The following is a 23281-nucleotide window of genomic DNA, read 5'->3' as shown; positions in this document are numbered from 1 at the left end:
CATTTGGAACGCATTTCAACCTGTGGGAGGGGGCTTGCTCCCGATAGCGCCAGTGGCCGTGGCAAAAAAATCACTGGCAAACCGACCCACGTCTATGCGCCACTAGCCCCCTTCCTTAATTGTGCGTAAAGGCCGGCGCCCATCGCCGAGCCGTCTGGAGATTCCCGTTATGAGCGAGAGTGTGTTTGCCGATCGCATCGTGCAGAACCTGCTCGACACCGACTTCTACAAGCTGACCATGATGCAGGCGGTGCTGCACAACTACCCCAATGTGGAAGTTGAATGGGAGTTCCGTTGCCGCAACAGCGAAGACCTGCGCCCGTACCTGGCGGAGATCCGTTACCAGATCGAACGCCTCGCCGAGTTGAGCCTGAGCCCCGATCAATTGGGTTTTCTGGAACGCATCAGCTTTATGAAGCCGGATTTTTTGCGCTTCCTCGGGCTGTTCCGCTTCAATCTGCGGTATGTGCAGACCGGTATCGAGAACGGTGAGTTGTTTATCCGCCTGCGCGGACCGTGGCTGCATGTGATCCTGTTTGAAGTGCCGATGCTGGCCATCGTCAGCGAAGTGCGTAACCGCTATCGCTACCAGACCGTGATCCTCGAACAGGCCCGCGAACAGCTGTACCGCAAGTTCGATTGGCTGACGGCCAATGCCGCCAGCGATGAACTCTCGGAACTGCAAGTGGCCGACTTCGGCACGCGCCGCCGCTTCTCGTACCGCGTGCAGGAAGAAGTGGTAAGCGTGCTCAAACACGACTTCCCAGGGCGCTTTGTCGGCACCAGCAACGTGCACCTGGCTCGCGAATTCGATATGAAACCGCTGGGTACCATGGCCCATGAATGGATCATGGCCCACCAGCAACTCGGCCCACGCCTGATCGACAGCCAGATCGCCGCCCTGGATTGCTGGGTGCGTGAGTACCGTGGCCTGCTGGGCATTGCCCTGACCGATTGCATCACCACTGACGCCTTCCTCGGCGACTTCGACTTGTACTTCGCCAAGCTGTTCGACGGCCTGCGCCACGACTCCGGTGATCCGATTCAGTGGGCGGAAAAAGCCATCGCTCACTATCACAAGCTGGGCATCGAGCCGATGAGCAAGACCCTGGTGTTCTCCGACAGTCTGACGCTGCCCAAGGCGTTGGAAATATTCCGCGCATTGCGGGGTCGGATCAATGTGAGCTTTGGTATCGGCACCAACCTCACCTGCGACATTCCGGGGGTGGAACCGATGAGCATCGTGCTTAAAATGACCGCCTGCAATGGCCAGCCCGTCGCCAAGATTTCCGATGAAGCGGGCAAGACCCATTGCACCGACCCGAATTTTGTCGCCTATTTGCGTCACGTTTTCAAAGTACCTGCCCTATCCAGCAAGGAGTGAAGCATGCAAGCCGTACAGCGTGAGATTGCGCAGCAGCTCAAGGTGCAAGCGCCGTTCAAAGACCAGGCCGCACTGGAGGCAGAAGTCGCCAGGCGCGTAGCCTTTATCCAGGACTGCCTGCGCAATTCCGGGCTCAAGGCCCTGGTGCTGGGCATCAGCGGCGGCGTCGACTCCCTGACCGCAGGCCTGTTGGCCCAACGTGCCGTGCAGGAACTGCGCGCCAGCACTGGCGATGAGGCTTATCGCTTTATCGCCGTGCGCCTGCCCTATGAAACCCAGTTCGACGAACACGAAGCCCAAGCTTCGGTGGACTTCATCGAGCCAGACGAGCGCCACACCGTCAACATCGGCCCGGCGGTCAAAGCCCTGGCCAATGAAGTCGCAGCGTTTGAAGGCAAGGCGGCGGTGTCCCGCGACTTCGTACTGGGCAACACCAAGGCGCGTATGCGCATGGTGGCGCAGTACACCATCGCCGGCGCGGCCAGTGGCCTGGTCATTGGTACCGACCATGCGGCGGAAGCGGTGATGGGCTTTTTCACCAAGTTCGGTGATGGTGCCTGCGATCTGGCGCCATTGAGCGGGCTGGTGAAAAACCAGGTGCGAGCGATTGCCCGGCATTTTGGTGCGCCCGAGTCACTGGTAGAAAAGATCCCGACGGCGGACCTGGAAGACTTGTCGCCGGGCAAGCCGGACGAAGCGTCACATGGCGTGACCTATGCAGAGATTGATGCGTTCCTGCACGGTGAGCCGGTGCGTGAGGAAGCGTTCAGGATTATCTGCGAGACGTATCGCAAGACTGAGCACAAGCGGGTGATGCCGTTTGCGCCGTGAGGTAGACCGCCATCGCAGGCAAGCCAGCTCCCACACTTGACCGAGTTCCAACATGAGAATGCGGTCGAATGTGGGAGCTGGCTTGCCTGCGATGAACGATAACGCGGTCTTACTTCAGAACCACAGTGCCTTTCATCATCGAGATGTGGCCAGGGAACGAGCAGAAGAAGCTGTACTTCTCATCGGCTTTAAGCTTGGAGACGTCGAAGGTCACCGAGTCTTTCTCGCCAGCACCAATGATCTTGGTGTGGGCGATGATGCGGTCATCACCGGCTTTCAGATAATCCTTATCGATACCTGCAGCCATACCGTCAGTAGCTACAGGCTGCATGTGGGCTTCAGTGGTCAGCACCCAGTTATGCCCCATCACGTTCTTGGGCAGGTTGCCCGAGTGAGTCAGCTCAACGGTGAACTGCTTGCAGCTCTTGTCGATGGTGATTTCTTTGGTATTGAAAGACATCTGGTCGGTGGAGTCGACAGTGACCTTGCACTCTGCAGCAAGCAACTGGCCGCTAGCCAGAGTCAGCAGGGAAACAGCAACGAGTTTGGCGAACATGTGAATCTCCAGGGCAGGGTTAGAAAACGCGTATTGCGACAAGGGTGCCTCAAGCAGGCTTAGTTTCTTATGATCTGCATCAACAGATTGTATACAACTTTAGGCTATCAGGTTGATCAACACAATCAACCAGCCAAACTGCCGCACCCTGCCTATGATCGCCCCATCACTCACGGGAGTTCATGCCATGCACCTCAATCACCTGTTCAACGGCCTGCTGGCCGCCTACGCCTGCGGTAAGTGAAAGCAAAGGGCCCCCTGAAGCTGCTACCATGACGACCCAAGGCAGCTGCGCGCCGCCTACCCTCACCTTCGACCCTAGAGGATCGCCCATGGCCAAACCTAATTACTCCTTCGCCAAACGTCAGAGAGACTTGGCAAAGGAACAGAAGAAAGAGGAAAAGCTGCAACGCAAGAAAGCCGCTGCAGACGAAGAAGCCGGCGCGCTGAACCCGGATGCGGAAGGTGAAGCAGCAACTGACGAGACCGAAACCCCGAAAGACCCGGCTGAATAAATTTTGTTGGGGTGAGCAGGCCCTCCCTGTTCACCCCAACCCACCGCTACTCCAGCGGCATCACCGTCACCCGCACCTCCGGGTCATGGCTCCCGCCTCCCAGAATCACCCCACGCAACGGCGACACATCGGAGAAATCCCGGCCCCAGGCCAGAGTGATGTGCTCCAGTGCCGGCTGCACATTGTTGGTCGGATCGAAATCCACCCAGCCCGACCGCGGGCAGAACACCGAGACCCACGCATGGGACGCATCGGCGCCGATCAGCCGTGGCTGGCCGGGCGGTGGCTGGGTCAGCAGGTAGCCGCTGATGTAGCGCGCCGCCAGGCCCCGTGAGCGCAGGCAGGCGAGCATCAGGTGGGCGAAGTCCTGGCACACACCGCGACGGCGCTCCAGCACCTCCACCAGCGGCGTGGCGACCTGAGTGGCTTCGGCATCAAAAGTGAATTCGCTGAAAATCTTTTGCATCAACGCCTGCGCGCCGACCAACAACGGCTCGCCAGGCGGGAAGCAGCTTTCAGAGAACTCGACGAAGGTTTTTTTCAGATGCACGTAAGGCGATTCGAAGCGATAGCGGCAGGCTTCAATCACCTCCATCGACAGCGCCTGGCTGCTGTAGGTAAAACTGTCACGGGTGCGGTCCCACGCCGGCGATTGCCCCAGATCCAGCGCGGGTCGCGCCAGCACTTCCACGGTCAACCCGGCATTGACCAGCAGCTCATCATGAGGACGCTCGAACGCCAGGCGCGTGATCGGGTTGCCAAACACGTCCAGCTCATCACGGCGTGAAGAGGGCGGCGGGCTGATGTCCAGGGTTTGCCAGGTGCAACGCTGCCACGCACACGGCCGTGGCCACAAATGCGCCAGCTGCTGGGCCAGGGACACCGGGCTGTCGTAGTGGTAATGGGTATCGTGAAAAATCTGATAGCGCGCACTCATCACACCGACACCGTTTGCTGGCTGACATCATCCACATGGGCAAAATGGCGCAGCGCCAGGCGATCCGACACTTGCCCGCTCTCATCGGCGACCGCTTGCAGCAGGTCGGCCAGGCCATCCAGCGCGGCACGCACGCTGGGCTCGCCAAACAACGGGTTCTCCAGGCACCCCAGGTCAAAGCGCCCCAGGCGCTCCACCAACGGCGCGAGGCCGGTTTCCCTGGGCACCCCAAAATCATCATTGAGGCGACGCACGGTACGGCTCACCAGTTTGAGCTGGAACAGCACCGCATGGGGATTCTGCTCATCGAGTAACAACAGGTCGAGCACCGGGATCAGCTGCGGCACCGCCAGGTAGCGCGAGCGATAGGTGATGCTGCTGTTGCCCAGCTCCAGCAACCACTCCAGCCCCGCCTGATCGAACACCGCCACACCGCGCAGGAACGCTGCCAGGCTGGTACTCAGAAATTGCAGACGCTCAATGCGCCGGCCCATCATCAAAAAGCGCCAGCCTTCATCGCGGGTCATATCATCCAGGGCAAACCCGGACAGCGCCGCCAAAGACATCACCAAACGGTTGAGAAAATCCAGCAGCTCGCCGAAGTCCGGGGCCTGGCTTTCCAGCTCCATGGCTTCGCGTTGCAGCTCCACCAGGGCCTGCCAGTTTTCCCGCGACAGCTTGCCGCGCACCTGGGACGCTGCCCACTGCAAGCGCTGCAAATTGGCGCGCAGGCTTGAGGGCCAGTCATCACCGAGCAAGGCCGCGAGCAGACGCTCCGGTAGCTCGCCCTCCTCCGGCAACAGGCGCAGGCTTTCTCCAAGTTCGACCGCCGCCTGCAATGCCAACGGATCGTCGCCGTCGACATAACGCGCCAGCACAATGCGCAGCCAGCGCGCACTGTCATCGCAGCGTTCGCAATAACGGCCAAACCAGAACAGGTTTTCCACCACCCGCGACGGCAGATACGGGTCGCGGCGCACCAGATCATGCACGCCAATGGCGCGCTGGGCACGCCACTGTTCACCAGCGCTGGCGCGCTCGCCGAGCACCCATGTGTCCTTGCTCGCACCGCCGCGTTGCATCGACACCACTTCGGCATCGGCGTCGGCGGCCACACGGGTCAGGCCACCGGGCAGCACGCGATACCCCTCATCGCTGGCTACCGCGTACACACGCATCCCGATGGCGCGGTGTTGCAGATGATCTTCTTCGGTATGCCACACCGGCGCCTGGGACAACTGCGCCAGCTCCTGGGCGACATAGGCGTAAGGCCGCGCGCGCATCCGCTCGGCCAGGGCCTGGCGTTGTTGTTCATTCAAATCACGACCGAACACCGGGGCGAAACTTTGCGAAGGAAACGCCGGCTTGATCAACAGTTCCGGGAGCTTCTCCAGTGCCTCGGCCAGCACCGGTGCCTCGCCGCACCACCAGGTGGCAATCGACGGCAGGATCAGCGCTTCACCGAACAGGAACTCGTTGATCTTCGGCAGGAACCCCAACAAGCCCGGCGACTCCAGCACGCCGCTGCCCAAGGCATTGGCCACCAGCACATTGCCTTGGCGCACGGCGTCAAGCAGGCCGGGCACGCCCAGGGCCGAGTCGGTACGCAGCTCCAGAGGGTCGCAGAAATCGTCATCCAGGCGGCGCATGATCGCGTGGACCCGGCGCAGACCGCTGAGGGTTTTCAGGAACACCGTGCTGTCGCGCACGGTAAGGTCGCCGCCTTCTACCAGTGGGTAGCCGAGCTGGCGGGCGAGATACAGATGTTCGAAATAGCTTTCGTTGAAACGCCCCGGCGTGAGCAGCACGATCAGTGGCGGCTGGTCATCGCCGGGCGCCTGGCGGGCCAGGGTTTCCTGCAAGGTGCGAAAAAAACCGGTGAGGTGCTGCACCTGCAAATCACGGTACAGATCCGGGAAGGCGCGAGACACAATGGTGCGGTTTTCCAAGGCGTAGCCGGCGCCCGACGGCGCCTGGGTACGGTCGGCGGTGACCCACCAACGGCCATCGGGAGTACGCGCCAGATCCACGGCGTACAGGTGCAGAAAAGCACCGTCCGGCGGCTGGATACCCTGGCACGGCCATAAAAAGTTGTTATGCCCAAATACCAGCTCGGCAGGCAACAGCCCCTCTTTGATCAGGCGTTGCGGACCATAGAGGTCGGCGAGTACCGCATTGAGCAGACGCGCGCGCTGGGCGATACCGGCCGACAACTGCCGCCACTCATCAGCGGCCAGCACATGGGGCAGCAGGTCCAGCTCCCACGGGCGATCAGCGCCCTTGGGGTCGGCGTAGACGTTATAGGTCACGCCGTTTTCCTGGATCTGCCGCGTCAGCAGCGCCTGGCGCTGGGCCAATTGTGCGGGCGTACTGCGTTGCAGATGGTCGAGCAGGCGCTGCCAATGGGCACGCACCGCGCCGCCGGCGTCCAGCAGTTCGTGATAGGTGCCCGCGGTCAGCGGGTAACGGTCGAGCAAGTCGGACATGGAACGCTCGGCAGAGGCAAGGGAAGTCAGGTTAACTCAAATTCACTACGATCCAATGTGGGAGCTGGCTTGCCTGCGATAGCGGTGTGTCAGTCACCAGAACTGTCGACTGAACCACCGCTATCGCAGGCAAGCCAGCTCCCACACTTGGATCATGTTCATTCCTTATTTTTTGTAAAACGCCGCAAATCCAGGGTCATTGGCAATTCACCGTTCACCACTACAGTCGGCACCACAAGCTTGCCCGGGCTATGCCCCAACCGGAAAAACCGCGCCATTCGCCGGCTCTCTGCCTCATTGGCATTGACCGGCAAGCTGTCGTAATTGCGCCCGCCCGGATGCGCCACATGGTATTGGCAGCCACCCAGCGAGCGCTGCATCCAGGTGTCGAGCAGGTCGAACACCAACGGCGCATGGACTGCAATGGTCGGTTGCAGGCAGTTGGCCGGTTGCCAGGCGCGGTAACGCACACCGGCAACAAACTCTCCCACCCGACCGGTCGGTTGCAGCGGCACGGGTATGCCGTTGCAGGTCAGCAGATAGCGCTGCGCCGGCAGGCCAGTCAACTTGACTTGCAGGCGCTCCAGGGACGAATCCACATAACGTACCGTGCCGCCTACCGCGCCCTCCTCACCCAGCACATGCCAAGGCTCCAGGGCCTGGCGCAGTTCCAGTTCGATACCGCTGACGGCGTAATCACCCACTTTGGGAAAGCGGAACTCCAGATGCGCGGCAAACCACTCGGCCCGCAGCGGATAACCGGCAGCGTTGAGCTCGACAATGACGTCGGCAAAGTCCTGTTCGATAAAATGCGGCAACAAAAAGCGGTCATGCAGTTCGGTGCCCCAACGCGCCAGCTTCGGCGGCGCATAAGGTTCGCGCCAGAACCGTGCGACCAGCGCGCGCAGCAGCAATTGCTGAGTCAGGCTCATGCGCGCATGGGGTGGCATTTCGAAAGCGCGCAACTCCAGCAGCCCCAGGCGGCCGGTGGCACCCTCCGGCGAGTAGAGTTTGTCGATACAAAATTCGGCGCGATGGGTGTTGCCGGTCACGTCGATCAGCAAGTTGCGCAACAGGCGGTCCACCAACCACGGCGGGCATTCCTCGCCCGGTGCCGGCATCTGCGCGAAGGCGATTTCCAGTTCATACAGCGCATCGTTGCGCGCCTCATCCACCCGTGGCGCCTGGGAGGTCGGGCCGATAAACAGGCCGGAGAACAGGTAGGACAGCGACGGATGGTTATGCCAGTAGCTGATCAGACTGCGCAGCAAATCGGGGCGACGCAGGAATGGTGAGTCCTTGGGCGTCGCACCGCCGAGGACGAAGTGGTTACCACCGCCGGTGCCGGTGTGGCGCCCGTCGATCATGAATTTCTCGGTGGTCAGGCGGGTTTGCCGGGCTTCTTCGTAAAGAAATTCGGTGCGTTCCACCAACTCATCCCAGGTGGCGGATGGCTGCACGTTGACCTCGATCACACCCGGGTCCGGCGTCACGCGAAAATTGCTCAGGCGTGTGTCGGCGGGTGGCTCGTAGCCTTCCAGCAACACGGGGCAATGCAGTTCCTGGGCGGTGGCCTCGATGGCCGTCACCAGCTCCAGATAATCCTCCACGCGTTCCAGCGGCGGCATGAACAGGTACAGGCGTCCTTCCCGCGCTTCAGCGCACAGCGCAGTGCGGGTCAGCCAATCGGCGGATTCGTCGACCTTTGGCACACGCTCATCACTTGGGGCCGGCTCGTCGTGGCTGTGCAACTGCGCGGTCGTAGGCAGCTGCGGCTGATCCTGGTTCGGGTCGGTCGGGTGTATGAACGGATACTCCGCCGCTGTCACCCACGGCTGCGAAGCCAACGGCAGCCGATAACCCAACGGCGAATCGCCCGGCACCAGGCGGCAGTGGTCATCGCGCAAGTACCAGCGCCCACTCTGCCAGCGATCATTGGCGGCGGTGCGCGCCAACGGCAGCACTTGGCCGATGACCTTGTCCAGGCCCTGGACGAAGACTTTGCGCAGGCGTTCGCGCTCCAGTTCGTCGCTTAAGCGCGGGTCCTGGGCGCTAACGTTTTGCGGCAGTGTGCCTTCGCGCCACAGGTAGTAGAAGTTGTCCTCAAAGGCAGGGAACACAAAGCGCGCCGGCAACTTCAGACGCTCGGCGACGCTGGCCAGGAAACGTCCGGCCATCGCGCCGTCAGCCCCATAGTCCTCTTGCTCATCGGCGATCAGCGCACTGTTGTGCCAGATCGGCACCCCATCGCGGCGCCAGTAGCAATTGAGCGACCAACGCGGCAGTTGCTCGCCGGGGTACCACTTGCCCTGGCCGAAATGCACCAGGCCCTGGGGTGCATAGTGCCGGCGCAGGCGCTGGAACAGCTCGGCGGACAGGCGACGCTTGTCCGGCCCCAGGGCGGCGGTGTTCCATTCGGCGCCGTCGGGGTCGTCGATGGACACGAAAGTTGGCTCGCCGCCCATGGTCAGGCGCACGTCATGCTTGAGCAGGTCGCCGTCAATCTGTCGGCCCAGGGCCTGGATCGCCAGCCATTGTTCTTCGGTGTAGGGCTTGGTTACCCGAGGGGCTTCCCATATACGCTCCACCGACATCTCATGAGTAAATTCGCATTCGCACGGTTCCACCAACCCACTGATGGGTGCGGCAGACGATGGATCGGGGCTGCAGGCCAATGGGATATGCCCTTCACCGGCAAATAAACCGGAGGTGGCATCCAGGCCGATCCAGCCGGCGCCGGGCAAATACACTTCACACCAGGCGTGCAGGTCGGTGAAGTCCACTTCGGTGCCGGAGGGGCCGTCGAGGGCTTTGACGTCAGCGGTGAGCTGAATCAGATAACCAGAGACAAATCGCGCCGCCAAGCCAAGATTGCGCAGCAATTGCACCAACAGCCAGGCCGAGTCGCGGCAGGAGCCGGAAGCGTTTTCCAGGGTGAATTCCGGGGTTTGCACGCCCGGTTCCATGCGGATCAGGTAGCCGATATCGGCGGCCAGGCGCTGGTTCAGCCCAACCAGGAAATCCACCGCAGGCAAGGGTGTGCGGTCAATACCGGCCAGGTAGGCGGCAAACCTTGGCGTCAGCGGCAAGGTTTCCAGGTACGGCGCCAGCTCGCGCTGCTCATCGGCGGCGTAGCTGAAGGGGATTTTTTCGGCGTAGGGTTCCAGGAAAAAGTCGAACGGATTGAACACCGCCATCTCGGCGACCAGATCGACTTCGATGCGCAGTTGGTCGGTTTTTTCCGGGAACACCAGGCGCGCCAGGTAATTGCCCTGGGGGTCTTGCTGCCAATTGATGAAATGCTGCTCGGGCAGCACTTTCAGCGCGTAAGACAGGATCCGCGTGCGGCTATGGGCTGCCGGGCGCAAGCGCACAATTTGTGGGCCGAGTTCGACAGCACGGTCGTAGCGGTAATGCGTAACGTGGTGCAACGCGACATGTATCGACACGGCGGCCTCCTGCGAGCCTGGGCATGAGTACAACGCGCGCAAGACTTATGCCACAGCGGCCCTCATTGCGCTTTATCGTGGAGCCCGGTGCAGTACAGCACCAAAATAGCGCCAACGTACGTACCACGGTGCAAGAGCTGCACACATTTGTGGCGTTAGTGTGAGGGTGGATGGTGAATCTACCCAATCAACGGGCTTTGCGCTTTGCGATTGCGGCTTGGCGCAGATGGCGTATCCCGGACAGTTTTTTGCGCATTTCGCGGTGGCGTTTGCTGTTGAGCAGCAGTAACCCCAACAGTGGAAAGAGTACAGCCGAGCCATAGACCAGCTTGTTGAGATCGTATTGAATCATTGGCAGTGCGAACAACAGACAAGCGCCCAAGTACGCCGCTACCAGCCGTGTAGCCCAGGGATAGCCGCGTGCGATCATGACGTTGCCAAAGACAAGCACTGCCACTAGCACCAGGATCGCGCCTACTGAATAGTTGGCCTTGAGCGCAGGATCAACACCGCGCAAATAGGTCACGCCAGCCATGGAAACCGCAGCCGAGCCGGAGAAGATCGCCATGAAAATCGTCCCCATGAATACGGGGAAATAGCGCGCCAGGAATCTGTTTATCGAAGGCGGCTCCTTCACATGCGACTACTCGATCTGACGGTTGATTTGACAGACTGCCGAATGCGACGGATTTCCACGAGTTTCGTGCGCATCTCTCGTTGAACCTTGCTATTAAGTGTCAATAATCCGAGCAATGGGAATAACAGCGCCAACCCATAAAGAACTTTGTGAGGCCGGAATTGAGCCATCGGAACGACAAACAGTAGACAGGCGACGTAGATACCGACCATTACCCACACCCAGGAGGGTCTGCCCCGCAAAATCATAAAGTTACTATGGACCGTCAACAGAATGAGCAGCGCCCCGACAGACATGATCTTGAGCCCCACTTGAGCCATCGGCGCATCACGAAAATAGGTGACGAACGCCAGCGCCACAGCCAACGCCAACGAAAAGTACGCAGCGAATACGCCGCCAATAAACGTCAGAAAGTAATGCCTGAAAAAGTCTCGCAGCGTCATTAACTCGCTCATTCGTTTATTTCCTCATACAACCCTATCGCGATGGTATTGACGTTCCCGGAGTACGCACTCCCGCCGAACCCAACACTTGCGCCCAGGACGTCTTTGATCTGGGTAGTTGTGCTGTGCTTGAGCTGCGTAGGGGTGAAACGCTTGGTGAGTTCGCCCGATGCCTGTCTCAATTTGAGCATCTTCGCGGTCAAGCTGGGATGGTTGATGCTCAGCAGCTCTTTCGTCAGCTTGGCTCTTTCCTGGCGATTCAAACCGCGAAGCACTTCACGCAGACTCTTGCCCGTCGATGCAGTGGCGGCCCTAACCAGCTTGACCGTCGTCAGGGCCGAGGCGCCCACGCCTGCCAGGGATACTGCGTCCAGCACAATGGAAGCATTCTGGTACCAGCCTTCACTGTCGAGCCGGTCTTTAACCTCAGGTTTAGCGACTTCCAGCGCTGTCCGGGCAATGCCGTTGAAACACTGAAGCGAACTTGCGCCGGCAGCCGCATACCCCACCACAACGATGACGGAACTGGCGCCGGCACTGAAAGGCACCAGAATTGTTCCACTGGCGATCGCAGCCCAACTGATGACAGCCCCAAAGCAGGAGACTCCGGTATTCACGGCTTCGCCAATCAGTCGCGATTCTCGAGGATTGCTCACGACATGTTGAGCAAACTGCGTTGGCGCAATGTACTTCTGCGCTTCACGCAAAATGATGCGCTTGGGCTTGATGCTGCAGATGGGCCTGAATTCGCGCAGGGTAATGACGTTGAAGTCGGCGTCGATGTATACGACGCCTGCGCCAACGATACCTGGATCGGCGTCGATGGCCGCAAACAGGCGCGGCAGGTTGATCTGGCTTTCGATGCGCTGGCGCGCCATGAACTGGGAGCGGTTGGAGTCCATGCCGATGCCGAGCAGGGGGTTGCCCATGGGGTGTTCTTCCTTGAAAGGGTGGAGACTGGACTGACGCTATCGGGAGCAAGCCCCCTCCCACATTTTGAATGTATTCACACATTAAAGTGTGGGAGGGGGGCTTGCTCCCGATAGCGATCTAATGGGCGCCACCTTACCAAACAGACTCACCACCGACCAGAAAGCAAAACGCCAGCACGAGGCTGGCGTTCTGCATATTCAAGCGATGATCAACGCGGCACTACCGGCTTGCGCGCAGGCTTGCCGCCCTTGCCCTTGGCCGCATCGGCACGCTCTTTGGCGGCCTGCTTGTTACGCGCCTGAGCAGCCGCCTTGGCTTGCTCACGCTTGTCCCACGGGTTGCTGCCGTCGCTGCCACGGGGCGGCAGGCCGGTGTGCTGGGTAAGGATCCTGGTGGTAGTTTCCTTGGCGACCTTGTGGCTGCCGGCCGGCGTCGAGTTCTTGCGACGGGCGCTCTGGTAGCTGTCGGTGGCCGGCTGGTGCAGCGGGATCAACTGGTCTTTACCCGGCCCGATCAGATCGGCGCGGCCCATGCGCGTCAGTGCTTCACGCAGCATTGGCCAGCCTTTCGGGTCGTGATAACGCAGGAACGCCTTGTGCAGACGGCGCTGCTCTTCGCTCTTGACGATGGTCACCGCGTCGCTCTTGTAGGTGACCTTGCGCAGCGGGTTCTTGCCCGAGTGGTACATCGCGGTGGCGGTGGCCATCGGCGACGGGTAGAACGCCTGCACCTGATCGGCACGGAAGCCGTTGCCCTTGAGCCACAGGGCCAGGTTCATCATGTCTTCATCGGTGGTACCCGGGTGGGCGGCGATGAAGTACGGGATCAGGTACTGCTCCTTGCCCGCTTCCTTGGTGTACTTCTCGAACATGCGCTTGAACTTGTCATAGCTGCCGATGCCCGGTTTCATCATCTGGTTGAGCGGGCCTTCCTCGGTGTGTTCCGGGGCGATCTTCAGGTAGCCACCCACGTGATGGGTCACCAGCTCTTTCACGTACTCAGGCGACTCGACGGCCAGGTCGTAGCGCAGGCCGGAAGCAATCAAAATCTTCTTCACACCCGGCAATGCACGGGCGCTGCGGTACAGCTGGATCAAGGAGGAGTGGTCGGTATTCAGGTTCGGGCAAATGCCGGGGAACACGCACGACGGCTTGCGGCACGCGGATTCGATTTCCGGGCTCTTGCAGGCAATGCGGTACATGTTCGCGGTAGGCCCGCCGAGATCGGAGATCACCCCGGTGAAGCCCGGCACCTTGTCACGGATTTCTTCGATTTCGCGAATGATCGACTCTTCGGAACGGTTCTGGATGATGCGGCCTTCGTGCTCGGTGATCGAGCAGAAGGTGCAGCCGCCGAAGCAGCCACGCATGATGTTTACCGAGAAGCGGATCATGTCGTAGGCCGGGATTTTCTCGTTGCCATACGCAGGGTGCGGCACGCGGGCATAAGGCATACCGAACACGTAGTCCATTTCTTCGGTGGTCATCGGGATGGGCGGCGGGTTGAACCAAACGTCCACGTCACCATGCTTCTGCACCAGGGCGCGGGCGTTGCCTGGGTTGGTTTCCAGGTGCAGCACGCGGTTGGCGTGGGCGTAGAGCACCGCGTCACCGCGGACTTTTTCCACCGACGGCAGGCGGATCACAGTCTTGTCGCGGGTCATGCGCGGGCTGGCCAGGATCTGCACGACCTTGGCTTCTTCCGGGTCATCCACCGGACCTTTCTCTTGCTCGATGGCGCAGGCCTGGGTGTCCTGGGTGTTCACGTACGGGTTGATGATCTTGTCGACCTTGCCCGGGCGGTCGATACGCGTGGAGTCCACTTCGTACCAGCCCGCGGGTGTATCACGGCGAATGAACGCGGTGCCGCGCACGTCGGTGATGTCTTCGATCTTGTGGCCCCACGACAGGCGCTGGGCGACTTCGACAATGGCGCGCTCGGCGTTGCCGTACAGCAGGATATCGGCGGTAGCGTCGATCAGGATCGAGTTGCGCACCCGGTCCTGCCAGTAGTCGTAGTGGGCGATGCGGCGCAGGGAAGCTTCGATGCCGCCAAGCACGATCGGCACGTTCTTGTAGGCTTCCTTGCAGCGCTGGCTGTACACCAGGCTGGCGCGGTCCGGGCGTTTGCCGGCCATGCCGCCTGGGGTGTAGGCGTCGTCGGAGCGGATTTTCTTGTCGGCGGTGTAGCGGTTGATCATCGAGTCCATGTTGCCGGCCGCGACGCCGAAGAACAGGTTCGGCTCGCCGAGCTTCATGAAGTCGTCTTTGGACTGCCAGTTCGGCTGGGCGATGATCCCGACGCGAAAGCCCTGGGACTCCAGCAGCCGGCCGATGATCGCCATGCCGAACGATGGGTGATCCACATACGCATCACCGGTGACGATGATGATGTCGCAGGAATCCCAGCCAAGCTGATCCATCTCCTCCCTGCTCATTGGCAGGAATGGCGCAGGACCGAAACATTCGGCCCAGTACTTGGGATAGTCAAATAACGGCTTGGCTGTTTGCATGACGGTGACCGGTGTTGAGATGAAAAATCGCGGGCGCGGAATATAGCACAAATTTTGACCAATTCCGACGGCAATGGTCGGCTTTTAGCCACACCGCGCCCGACGGTGCTTATAGCCCGGTTTTGCTGGGGGGGCGAGGCCCACATAGGCGCGCTGATCACGCGTCGTCATTGAGGGTGCAACTACCAGGCGTTTTCAGCGCACAGCTTTATGCACCTCTTCTTCTGGTACTGCCGGCCCTAATGTCGCTCAATCTTTCCAACAGAGCGCCTGCCACGCTGCTGTGCCAAGCGCTCTCTTCCCGAGCACACACCATGACCAACTCAGTCACCTTTGATGCAGAGCAACCTGCATTACTCACCCACGAAAGCTGGGCCGAACAACAGATCTTTCAACTGATACAGGAAAACGTAAATGCCTTCATGGGCAAAATGGGCGTGGACGAGCAAAAAGAATACCTGCGTCTGAGCAAGGATCTGGTGGAGCGCGAGCAAACCCTCGGCAACGCCCTCACAGATCTTTACAACGACTTGAGCCAGCAAATGGTCGACGCTCTGGACAGCGCGCTGAAGAGCAAAACCGGCACGGTCATCAACTCGCGTACCACTTACCTGAAGACGCGGATCCGGCAGCTACCGGCCTCCCAGGATGACCTCCCCGCCAACGACCGCCTGGGCAACAACGTGCGCATCTACAAAGAGGACCTGGGCATACGTGAGTACGAACGCTCGATCACCTTGCTGGAGGCGGCGTATCGCAACTTCGGGTTTACTGCGTATTTCTCCACCGAAGAACAACGCGCCAGCTCTATCAGCGGCAACGTCATCAGCGTCAAAGCGTTCGTGGCCGTCGCAAGGAGCGTGGACATCGGCACGCGCATCAGCGACTACATCGAAAAAGAGTTCAAGAAGCGTCTGTCCAATCCGCTATTCGGCCTGCAAAGCACCAAGCTGCTGGTCGCATTGAGGGACGCCTACCGCACCAATGAGTCCTGGAGTATCAGCGAATGGGAATTCAATGAACTTAAAGACTGGCTGTTCGACACCAGCGTGTATTGGGACCTCTACCAACTGGACGCCGGCGGCGAAAAGATTGCCCTGCCGTTCTTTACTCGTCGCTTTGACACGCCCGACGGCTCTTGCGTCTACAGCTACTTCCCGGACCGCCCCAATGGCGCGTTACGCCGACATGCCTCCAGGCAAGACGCCGTGGACTCGCTGCAGGACCAGATCCGCAACGACGTGGGGCTGGCACACTTCAGTTGGTTCATGAAGGCCATCTCCCTGAACAATCAGGAAAAGCTGCGAGCCTTTATCAAACCGCTGAAGGTCAACCGGGACGAGCTCGCCTGGCATGCCAAAATCCTGTATGACCTGTTCGCCAGCAAGACCCCAAACAGACAAAAACTGGCGGTGGAAAAAATCGGCACGGACATCCGTTGCCTCGCCCACACCTTGCCGATCCACCAGGCGTGGCCGATACAATCGGACCTTATCCGACTGGCCCGCACCAATAAACTCGCCGACCAGGAGGCCGCCGTTGCGTTGGCCACCTATCTGGTCAGCGAAACCTTGTCGATGCTGCTGATCCCCCTCCCCGGCGGTGTGACGGGCTTGGGCAAAATCATGTTGGTCGCAATGCTGGGCGCCCTCGTCTATCAGACCTGGTCTGCCATTGCGGCGCTGCGCCGAGGCCAGCAGGCCGAGCTGGTGCAAGCTGTCGGCGACATCCTTGACCTGCTGGTGGGGCTGCGCTTGCAGGGGGCGGCAGCCAAGTTGTCTGCACGCCGCACCCGTCAGTTGATGAACGCGCTGGGTAACCCCAACTATGCTCTTGGCACTAACGGCAAGCCTGGGTTGTGGTTCATCAACGACTACACACAAATCGACCCCAACTACCTGTCGGGAGTTGAACAAAACCCTCAAGGCCTGTTTGAAAAGGACAACCGAAGCTACATCAAGCTACAGGTCGACAACCAAACCAGATTCGCCCAGGTCACCCTCGAAAAAATCTCCGGGCGCTATCAACTGGACATGCACGGTTCTTCAAGCATTCAGCCCTACGTTACCTATTCAGCCAAGCATGACCGCTGGACACTCGACCCGATCGATACCCGTGCGCTGAACGAAGCCCAACTGTTGCAGCACATGATCTCGCCCAGCGAGCTGCCGCTGAGCCCGACAGCTTGTAAGCGCTCGCTGGATGTCGCGCGGGTGGATCGCCAGGATCTGCTGGATATCTGGTTCGATCGCCGGCGCGCGCCCGTCGCACTGACGCAGGCCATAGAGAATCAGCAACTGCGCGAAGGGCTCACCCAGTTACAAGCGGCGCTCAGGCAGAGCGATGGCCCGCTGCCGCCCATTGCCGATCAGGTCATGCCTGCGCTACTGGCCGACCTGGGCACCTGCACGATCAAACTGTATGCCCCTGACGGCAAAACCTTGCTGTCCAGCCACGCACCGGTGCTCGCGGGCAACACACAGCCCTTGGCCACAATCGAACTACGCCAGGACGGCCGCGATCGTTACCTGGCACTGGCATTTGGCTCGCCGGTGGGCTCGCTCATGCAACAGGTATTGCAGGAACATGAACGGCTCGTCCCCAATAGCAGGTTGGGTAAGACAGGTCACAGCAGTGAAGATCAACACCTGGCGAGCCGATTGATTGAGCTGAGAAAAAAAATAGCGACACACCTTCAAGCACATCAAGCCGCTGTGTATGAGGCGTTACGCGACGGCCAACCGCGCGACCACCTGAATGCAAAAAATTCAGCAGCTCGGTTTGCACCCACGGCGCTGTCCGGCCAGCCCACCAGTGATGACCTGGCAATCGGCCTGTTGCGGCGTCGCTTTCCGGACCTTTCACGGGCAATGGCTGCAGACTTGCTGCGTCGTCATCCCTCATTACGCGACGTCGGCCTGTACTCCTTCCTGGAAGCTCCGGTACGCGAGGCCATTCACAAAAGTCTTCAACAAAGCATCATCACTGAGGCGCTCAACGCACTTTCGGACCCAAGCGGCCTCGGCCTCAACGCGCACAGTGAAGCCCTGTTCTGCAACCTGCTGACGCTCTTGCCAGGTTGGCCAAGCGATGTCGGCGTGCAGGTGTATCAAGGCTCTACCGATCAGACCGGGCGGACCATCCGCCGAGGATCCCTGCTGGACACCTATGGGAGCGAAGACGCAGACAGCTTCGTCATGTTGGTCAAGTCCGGCACTGAATATGCTGGCTACCGACCGGACAGTGGCGATCTGAAAACGGCGGCCGTCGGGGAAAACAGCTTACTCGGTGCCACCTTGCGCACTCTCACCGAAACCCAACGCAATGAGCTGGGCCTTGGGCGCCACGACACCGCCGTGCTGGCTCAGGACGTGCTTGAGCAAGCGCGCGTACAGCAGGCGCACCTGCCAGAATTCCTCACACAATCGCGGGAGTCGCCGCTATCGAACCAGAGCATCAGTGGTTTGCGGATACCCCACAAGCAGGTGCCGGACAATGCCGATGCAGACGGCGTCCATGCCCTGAGCGGGCGTCAATACGTGACCATCGACGGCGGCACCTATCAAGTCATGCTCGACCGCGATGCTTCCTCGGCGGCAGGCAAAGTCTGGCGCATCGTCAAACCTGGCGATCCCGTGGCGATGGACGCGGCTAACGTCTACAACAGCAGTCGCCTCGGTGCAAGCCACGCCATCAGGCGCAACGCCGCCAATGTCTGGGTCAGCGCCATCGTCGGCGCACCGGGGGGCGTACGAGGCGAGAGACATGACTGGTCGTTCTTCCGGCAAGTGGCCGACAGTGCCAGCGCAGCCTTAAATCAACTGCGCAGCCCGCAGCGTCGGGTACACAGCTTGTTCCCGTCATTTGACGAAGGACAGATCAACGCGTTTATCCAGTCTCTTGGCAATGACATTGCTGGCGGGCTGGATAGACGAGAAGCCGAGTACAGAAACCTCAGCAGGAAGTTGAAGGCATGGCGACATGCAAACGCTTCCGAATCTACAAGCTGGGCCAAGCTTGCTACCGATGAGATCAAGCGCTGCTGGCGTCGTGAGACCGGGACATCATTCACAATGCCGTCGGGCACCTCCGCGCTTCCCGGGTTGAAAGCCGACTTCAGCCATGTGCGGGAGTTGGATCTTGTGTCGATTAACTGGTCGGATGCGACGGATACGTTCATGGGCAATTTCTCCAACCTGGAGCGACTGAGCATCACACACTCCAAGCTCGACAAACTCCCCACCGCGATCGGCAACATGAGTCAATTGACCACGCTGAACTTGAGTTCGAACCAGATCAGGCTGGATGTACCCAGTGCTGAAAAATTGGCCGGCCTTACCCAGCTTGAACATATCGATCTATCGGAAAACCCGCTGGGGATAACGCCCGACTTCAGCGGTATGTCGAAACTGCAAACACTGGACCTCAGCAATACAAAGATCGATCAGTGGCCCACCGGCCTACTGAGTCAGACCAACCTGAAAAGCCTCAACTTGCTCAATAACAAACTGCGTGCAGTTCCCGAAACCTACCTGAAACCGCCGGCCGACCAGTTGGAAACCATCGTCCGGATCAATAACGTCACCCAGCTACAAGGCAATGACTTTCCCTCTCAATACTGGAGAAAATTCGAAAGCTACTGGCGCAATCTGCATGAAAACCATCCGGACCTGATCAAAGACGCAATTGACAGCGCGTTTGACTCGGGTAACCCCAGGATAGAAAGGTATCAGCGGCTATATCCGGGCAAGACCCTCAAGCAGGCTAGGGAGTTTCTTTGGAGCTTGCCCAAAGGAACAGTGGCGGCAGAGTTGGACAGACTCGAACTTGAGTTCCATAAGCTCCAAACCCAACTGGACGCCTGGGCGTTTTCAGGCGGTGTTCGCCGCCAGGGTTATGTTCGCTCTGGCCAACTCGCAACCAATGCAGTGACTTGGGACGATCGTAACATCGCCCTGGAACGCATTTTGAGTTGCTGGAGACAGGAAACACCGCAGATGCTGGCCAAGGATGGCACACCGATTGGCCTGGAACTCGATCTCAGTGGCCTGAGGCTGCCGAGTCTGCCGGACCTGGACGTGGACTTCAGTCACGTAGGCTCACTCAAACTGAACAACATGTACCTAAGCGTTTCTCCAGAAAGCTTCCTGACACGATACCGACACGTACGCTGGCTCGACCTGGCAGACAATCAGCTCAGGGACCTTCCTCCAGCCTTGGGCGAAATGCATGGGCTCACCCGTTTATATCTGCAGAACAACCGGATTCGCCTGACCCCGGACACCGCCCGCATCCTGGCGGAACGCGTCACGCTCAGAGGCCTCGTATTACAGGGAAACCAACAACTAGGCGTGACACCCGACTTCAGCCAGATGCCCGACATCCGCTCGATTAATCTGTCGGGTACAGGCATTGAGACATGGCCGACCGGCCTGGCAGAGCAACCGCTACTGGACACGATCGACCTGAGTGCCAATCAGATAACAGAGATTCCTGACTCCGTCATCGCGCCTACAGACGCGCTCCTGCCCCGTTCGGCACGGCTCAATAACTTGACCTCTGTCACCGGTAATCCGTTGTCCGATCAAACGTTGGCACGGGTCAGGCGTTACGCAGCCCGGTTGATCACAGCCGGACTCGCCGAAGTGGGGCAGCCAAACCGTTTAGTGGTCACATCCACGCTAAACAGACCGCCAGCACCCTTTAGAAATCGGGGCGACGAGTCGTTTCGACGCTTGACCAAGGGATTGGACTCAGCTCAGGTTTCGGCCAGGCGATCGCAATGGACTACGCTACGCGAACAGCAGGGGGCGGATCCCTTCTTCGACCTGCTCAAGCGTCTAGAGCAACTGGGTACGGGCCAGGAGGATCATCGGCGAAGAGTCTGGGAGTTGATCGACGCTATTACCGAAAACAGTTCGGAGTCCGAACAGTTGCGCAAAGAAATCTTCGATCGAGCCGGCGAACCTGCGTGCTGCGACCGAGCGGCCTTCTCGTTCGGCAACCTGGAAACCGCAGTCCTGGTATACAGGGCCCAAAGTCAGGCGATGGATCAGTCACAAGGCAAGCCGTTATCGGCATTGTCCAGAAGCCTGTTCCGATTGCATGAAGTGGACAAAATCGCCTCAGCCGACATCCTGCGCAGCGAAACGATTGTCAACGATCCGACGGTATCGGAAGAAGCGAAGCGCCCGCATCGCCTGCGCCTGGGCGAGGAGGTCGAGATCAGACTGGCTTATCGCTACGGCCTTAAAGACCGCCTCCAACTGCCTGGGCAGCCTCAGCGGACGGCATACACCCATATGGGTGGAGTCACACAGGGCATGCTAGACAGCGCCTATGAAAAAATAGTGGCGCTGGATAATTCACCCGAGGAATTCCAGGCGTTGCTTTCCAGAGAGTTCTGGCAAGTCTATATAACCAACAAATACCAGGCGCAATTCGAAGCGCAGCGTCAGCCCTTTCAGGAACGACTTGAGGCACTACGCGATAGTCTTACCGCCGGTTTACTGTCGAAAGCGGCCTACAAGGAGCAAACCGATAGCCAGCAGGCCCTGCTTGCGATTGAAGAAGCCGAGCTGATCCAGACACTGACTCGACAAATCCTGGCCGAGTGACTCGGCCAACGGTTACTCGTCGTCGTCGAAGTTGTAACTGCCCGGCGCCAGGTTCTCGAAGCGCGTGTACTTACCGATGAACGCCAGGCGAATAAAGCCGATCGGGCCGTTACGCTGCTTGCCGATAATGATCTCGGCAATGCCTTTGTGTTCCGTTTCGGGGTGGTACACCTCGTCGCGGTACACGAACATGATCACGTCGGCGTCCTGCTCGATCGCTCCGGATTCACGCAAGTCGGAGTTCACCGGACGCTTGTTGGGGCGTTGTTCCAGGGAGCGGTTGAGCTGGGACAGCGCCACCACCGGGCAGTTGAATTCCTTGGCCAGGGCTTTGAGGGACCGGGAGATTTCGGAAATCTCGTTGGTACGGTTATCGCCGCTGGAACCGGGAATCTGCATCAACTGCAGGTAGTCGATCATGATCAGGGCGATATCGCCGTGTTCACGTACCAGGCGGCGGGTACGCGCACGCATCTCGGACGGGCTGATACCGGCCGTGTCGTCGATGAACAGCTTGCGGTCATTGAGCAGGTTGACAGCCGAGGTCAAACGCGGCCAATCGTCGTCTTCCAACTGGCCGGAACGCACTTTGGTCTGGTCGATACGACCCAGGGACGAAAGCATACGCATGATCAGCGATTCGCCTGGCATTTCGAGGGAGTACACCAATACCGCCTTGTCGCTGCGCAGTACGGCGTTTTCCACCAGGTTCATCGCAAAGGTGGTCTTACCCATGGACGGACGGCCGGCGACGATGATCAGGTCGGACGGCTGCAGGCCGCTGGTCTTTTCGTCGAGGTCGGTGTAGCCGGTGGAAATACCGGTAATGGCCGCGTCGGTGTTGAACAAGGTATCGATACGGTCGATAGCCTTGGTCAGCAGGTCGTTGACACTGACCGGGCCACCGGTCTTGGGCCGTGCTTCGGCGATCTGGAAGATCTGGCGTTCGGCTTCATCAAGGATCTCGGCGGCGGTACGGCCTTCCGGGTTGAAGGCGCTGTCGGCGATTTCGGTGCTGATGCCGATCAACTGGCGCAGGGTGGCGCGCTCGCGGACGATCTGCGCATAGGCCTTGATGTTGGCGACGGACGGCGTGTTTTTCGCCAGTTCACCGAGGTAGCCCAGCCCGCCAACCTGGGAGGTCTGGCCTTCCTTGTCCAGCTGCTCGGCCAGGGTCACCACGTCGATCGGTGAGTTCTGGTCGGCCAGCTTGGCGATGGCGCGGAAGATCAGGCGGTGGTCATGGCGATAGAAGTCACCGTCCGAGACTTGATCCAGCACGCGTTCCCAGGCGTTGTTGTCCAGCATCAAGCCACCGAGCACGGCCTGTTCGGCCTCGATGGAATGCGGCGGCACCTTCAGGGCAGCGGTTTGCAGATCGTATTGCTCAGGAGCGGAGATTTCGTTCATGGCCACTTGGAATTTAAGGGTGTGTAGAAAAACAAAAGGCACGACCTGTAAACAGGATCGTGCCCGATGTTAACCGGCTGACACGCGAGGTGCCAGTCAGTTAGGTGCGACTTAAGCTGCTACCACGACAACGCGTACGGTGGCTTCAACTTCGGCGTGCAGGTGCACGGCTACGTCGAATTCGCCTACGTTGCGGATGGTGCCGTTCGGCAGACGAACTTCGCTCTTCTGCACTTCAACGCCGGAGGCGGTCAGTGCATCAGCGATGTCGTGGGTGCCGATCGAACCGAACAGCTTGCCTTCGTCACCGGCGGTGGCAGTGATAGTCACTTCCAGCTCAGCCAGTTGGGCAGCGCGAGTTTCGGCCGAAGCTTTTTTGTCTGCTGCGGCTTTTTCCAGCTCAGCACGACGCTCTTCAAACGCAGCCAGGTTGGCAGCGGTTGCAGCGGTGGCTTTGCCGTATGGCAGCAGGTAGTTACGACCGTAGCCGGCCTTAACGTTCACTTTGTCGCCCAGGTTGCCCAGGTTGGCGACTTTTTCCAGAAGGATCAGTTGCATGTGAAAATCCTCT

Annotated in this window: 14 protein-coding genes; 4 read left to right on the top strand and 10 right to left on the bottom strand. The window is 59.7% G+C overall.

Annotated features, from left to right (window positions below):
- The first annotated feature begins 169 nt into the window (after window positions 1-169).
- Entirely contained in the window at window positions 170-1384 is a 1215-nt protein-coding gene (gene pncB, locus LJX92_RS02685) for a nicotinate phosphoribosyltransferase (protein ID WP_005784275.1), read from the top strand.
- Between the two features lie 3 nt (window positions 1385-1387).
- Window positions 1388-2215 (top strand): ammonia-dependent NAD(+) synthetase, encoded by an 828-nt coding sequence (gene nadE, locus LJX92_RS02680; protein ID WP_078820150.1) that lies wholly within the window; start codon window positions 1388-1390, stop codon window positions 2213-2215.
- A gap of 109 nt (window positions 2216-2324) precedes the next feature.
- Here nadE and azu read toward each other — a convergent pair whose 3' ends face one another.
- Window positions 2325-2771, bottom strand: coding sequence for an azurin (gene azu, locus LJX92_RS02675; protein WP_032878176.1), 447 nt, complete (start codon window positions 2769-2771; stop codon window positions 2325-2327).
- 332 nt (window positions 2772-3103) lie between these two features.
- Here azu and LJX92_RS02670 point away from each other — a divergent pair, with 332 nt between their 5' ends.
- Window positions 3104-3286, top strand: a complete 183-nt coding sequence (locus LJX92_RS02670) for a hypothetical protein (RefSeq protein WP_005784271.1) — start codon at window positions 3104-3106, stop codon at window positions 3284-3286.
- Between the two features lie 46 nt (window positions 3287-3332).
- Here LJX92_RS02670 and LJX92_RS02665 read toward each other — a convergent pair whose 3' ends face one another.
- From LJX92_RS02665 to LJX92_RS02635, 7 genes are all read right to left on the bottom strand, one after another.
- Window positions 3333-4223, bottom strand: a complete 891-nt coding sequence (locus LJX92_RS02665) for a transglutaminase family protein (protein WP_223018753.1) — start codon at window positions 4221-4223, stop codon at window positions 3333-3335.
- Window positions 4223-6709 (bottom strand): circularly permuted type 2 ATP-grasp protein, encoded by a 2487-nt coding sequence (locus LJX92_RS02660; RefSeq protein ID WP_032878180.1) that lies wholly within the window; start codon window positions 6707-6709, stop codon window positions 4223-4225. Before LJX92_RS02660 ends, LJX92_RS02665 begins: the two co-directional genes overlap by 1 nt.
- A 158-nt stretch (window positions 6710-6867) precedes the next feature.
- Window positions 6868-10158, bottom strand: a complete 3291-nt coding sequence (locus tag LJX92_RS02655; protein WP_223018754.1) for a DUF2126 domain-containing protein — start codon at window positions 10156-10158, stop codon at window positions 6868-6870.
- A 187-nt stretch (window positions 10159-10345) separates the two neighbouring features.
- A complete protein-coding gene (locus LJX92_RS02650) occupies window positions 10346-10726 on the bottom strand; it encodes a hypothetical protein (RefSeq protein ID WP_228309281.1) in 381 nt (126 codons plus the stop codon).
- Between the two features lie 65 nt (window positions 10727-10791).
- Entirely contained in the window at window positions 10792-11250 is a 459-nt protein-coding gene (locus tag LJX92_RS02645; RefSeq protein WP_032878185.1) for a hypothetical protein, read from the bottom strand.
- Window positions 11247-12167, bottom strand: a complete 921-nt coding sequence (locus tag LJX92_RS02640) for an NAD synthetase (RefSeq protein WP_216090661.1) — start codon at window positions 12165-12167, stop codon at window positions 11247-11249. The genes LJX92_RS02645 and LJX92_RS02640 overlap by 4 nt, the downstream gene beginning before the upstream one ends.
- 212 nt (window positions 12168-12379) lie before the next feature.
- The gene (locus tag LJX92_RS02635; RefSeq protein ID WP_005784258.1) at window positions 12380-14683 is read right to left on the bottom strand and encodes a YgiQ family radical SAM protein; all 2304 of its coding nucleotides are present in this window, start codon (window positions 14681-14683) and stop codon (window positions 12380-12382) included.
- Between the two features lie 314 nt (window positions 14684-14997).
- Here LJX92_RS02635 and LJX92_RS02630 point away from each other — a divergent pair, with 314 nt between their 5' ends.
- Window positions 14998-21300: an NEL-type E3 ubiquitin ligase domain-containing protein gene (locus tag LJX92_RS02630; RefSeq protein WP_228309280.1), complete on the top strand. Its 6303-nt coding sequence runs from the start codon at window positions 14998-15000 to the stop codon at window positions 21298-21300.
- Window positions 21301-21312: 12 nt separating this feature from the next.
- Here LJX92_RS02630 and dnaB read toward each other — a convergent pair whose 3' ends face one another.
- Window positions 21313-22710, bottom strand: coding sequence for a replicative DNA helicase (dnaB, locus tag LJX92_RS02625; RefSeq protein WP_003188079.1), 1398 nt, complete (start codon window positions 22708-22710; stop codon window positions 21313-21315).
- 111 nt (window positions 22711-22821) lie between these two features.
- Window positions 22822-23268, bottom strand: coding sequence for a 50S ribosomal protein L9 (gene rplI, locus LJX92_RS02620; protein ID WP_003171376.1), 447 nt, complete (start codon window positions 23266-23268; stop codon window positions 22822-22824).
- Window positions 23269-23281 lie beyond the last annotated feature (13 nt).

The sequence above is a fragment of the Pseudomonas sp. HN8-3 genome (assembly GCF_020790195.1).
GTDB lineage: Bacteria > Pseudomonadota > Gammaproteobacteria > Pseudomonadales > Pseudomonadaceae > Aquipseudomonas > Aquipseudomonas synxantha_A.
The sequence above is the reverse complement of the archived record's forward strand: the minus strand, read 5'-3'. Positions and strand labels throughout refer to the sequence as shown.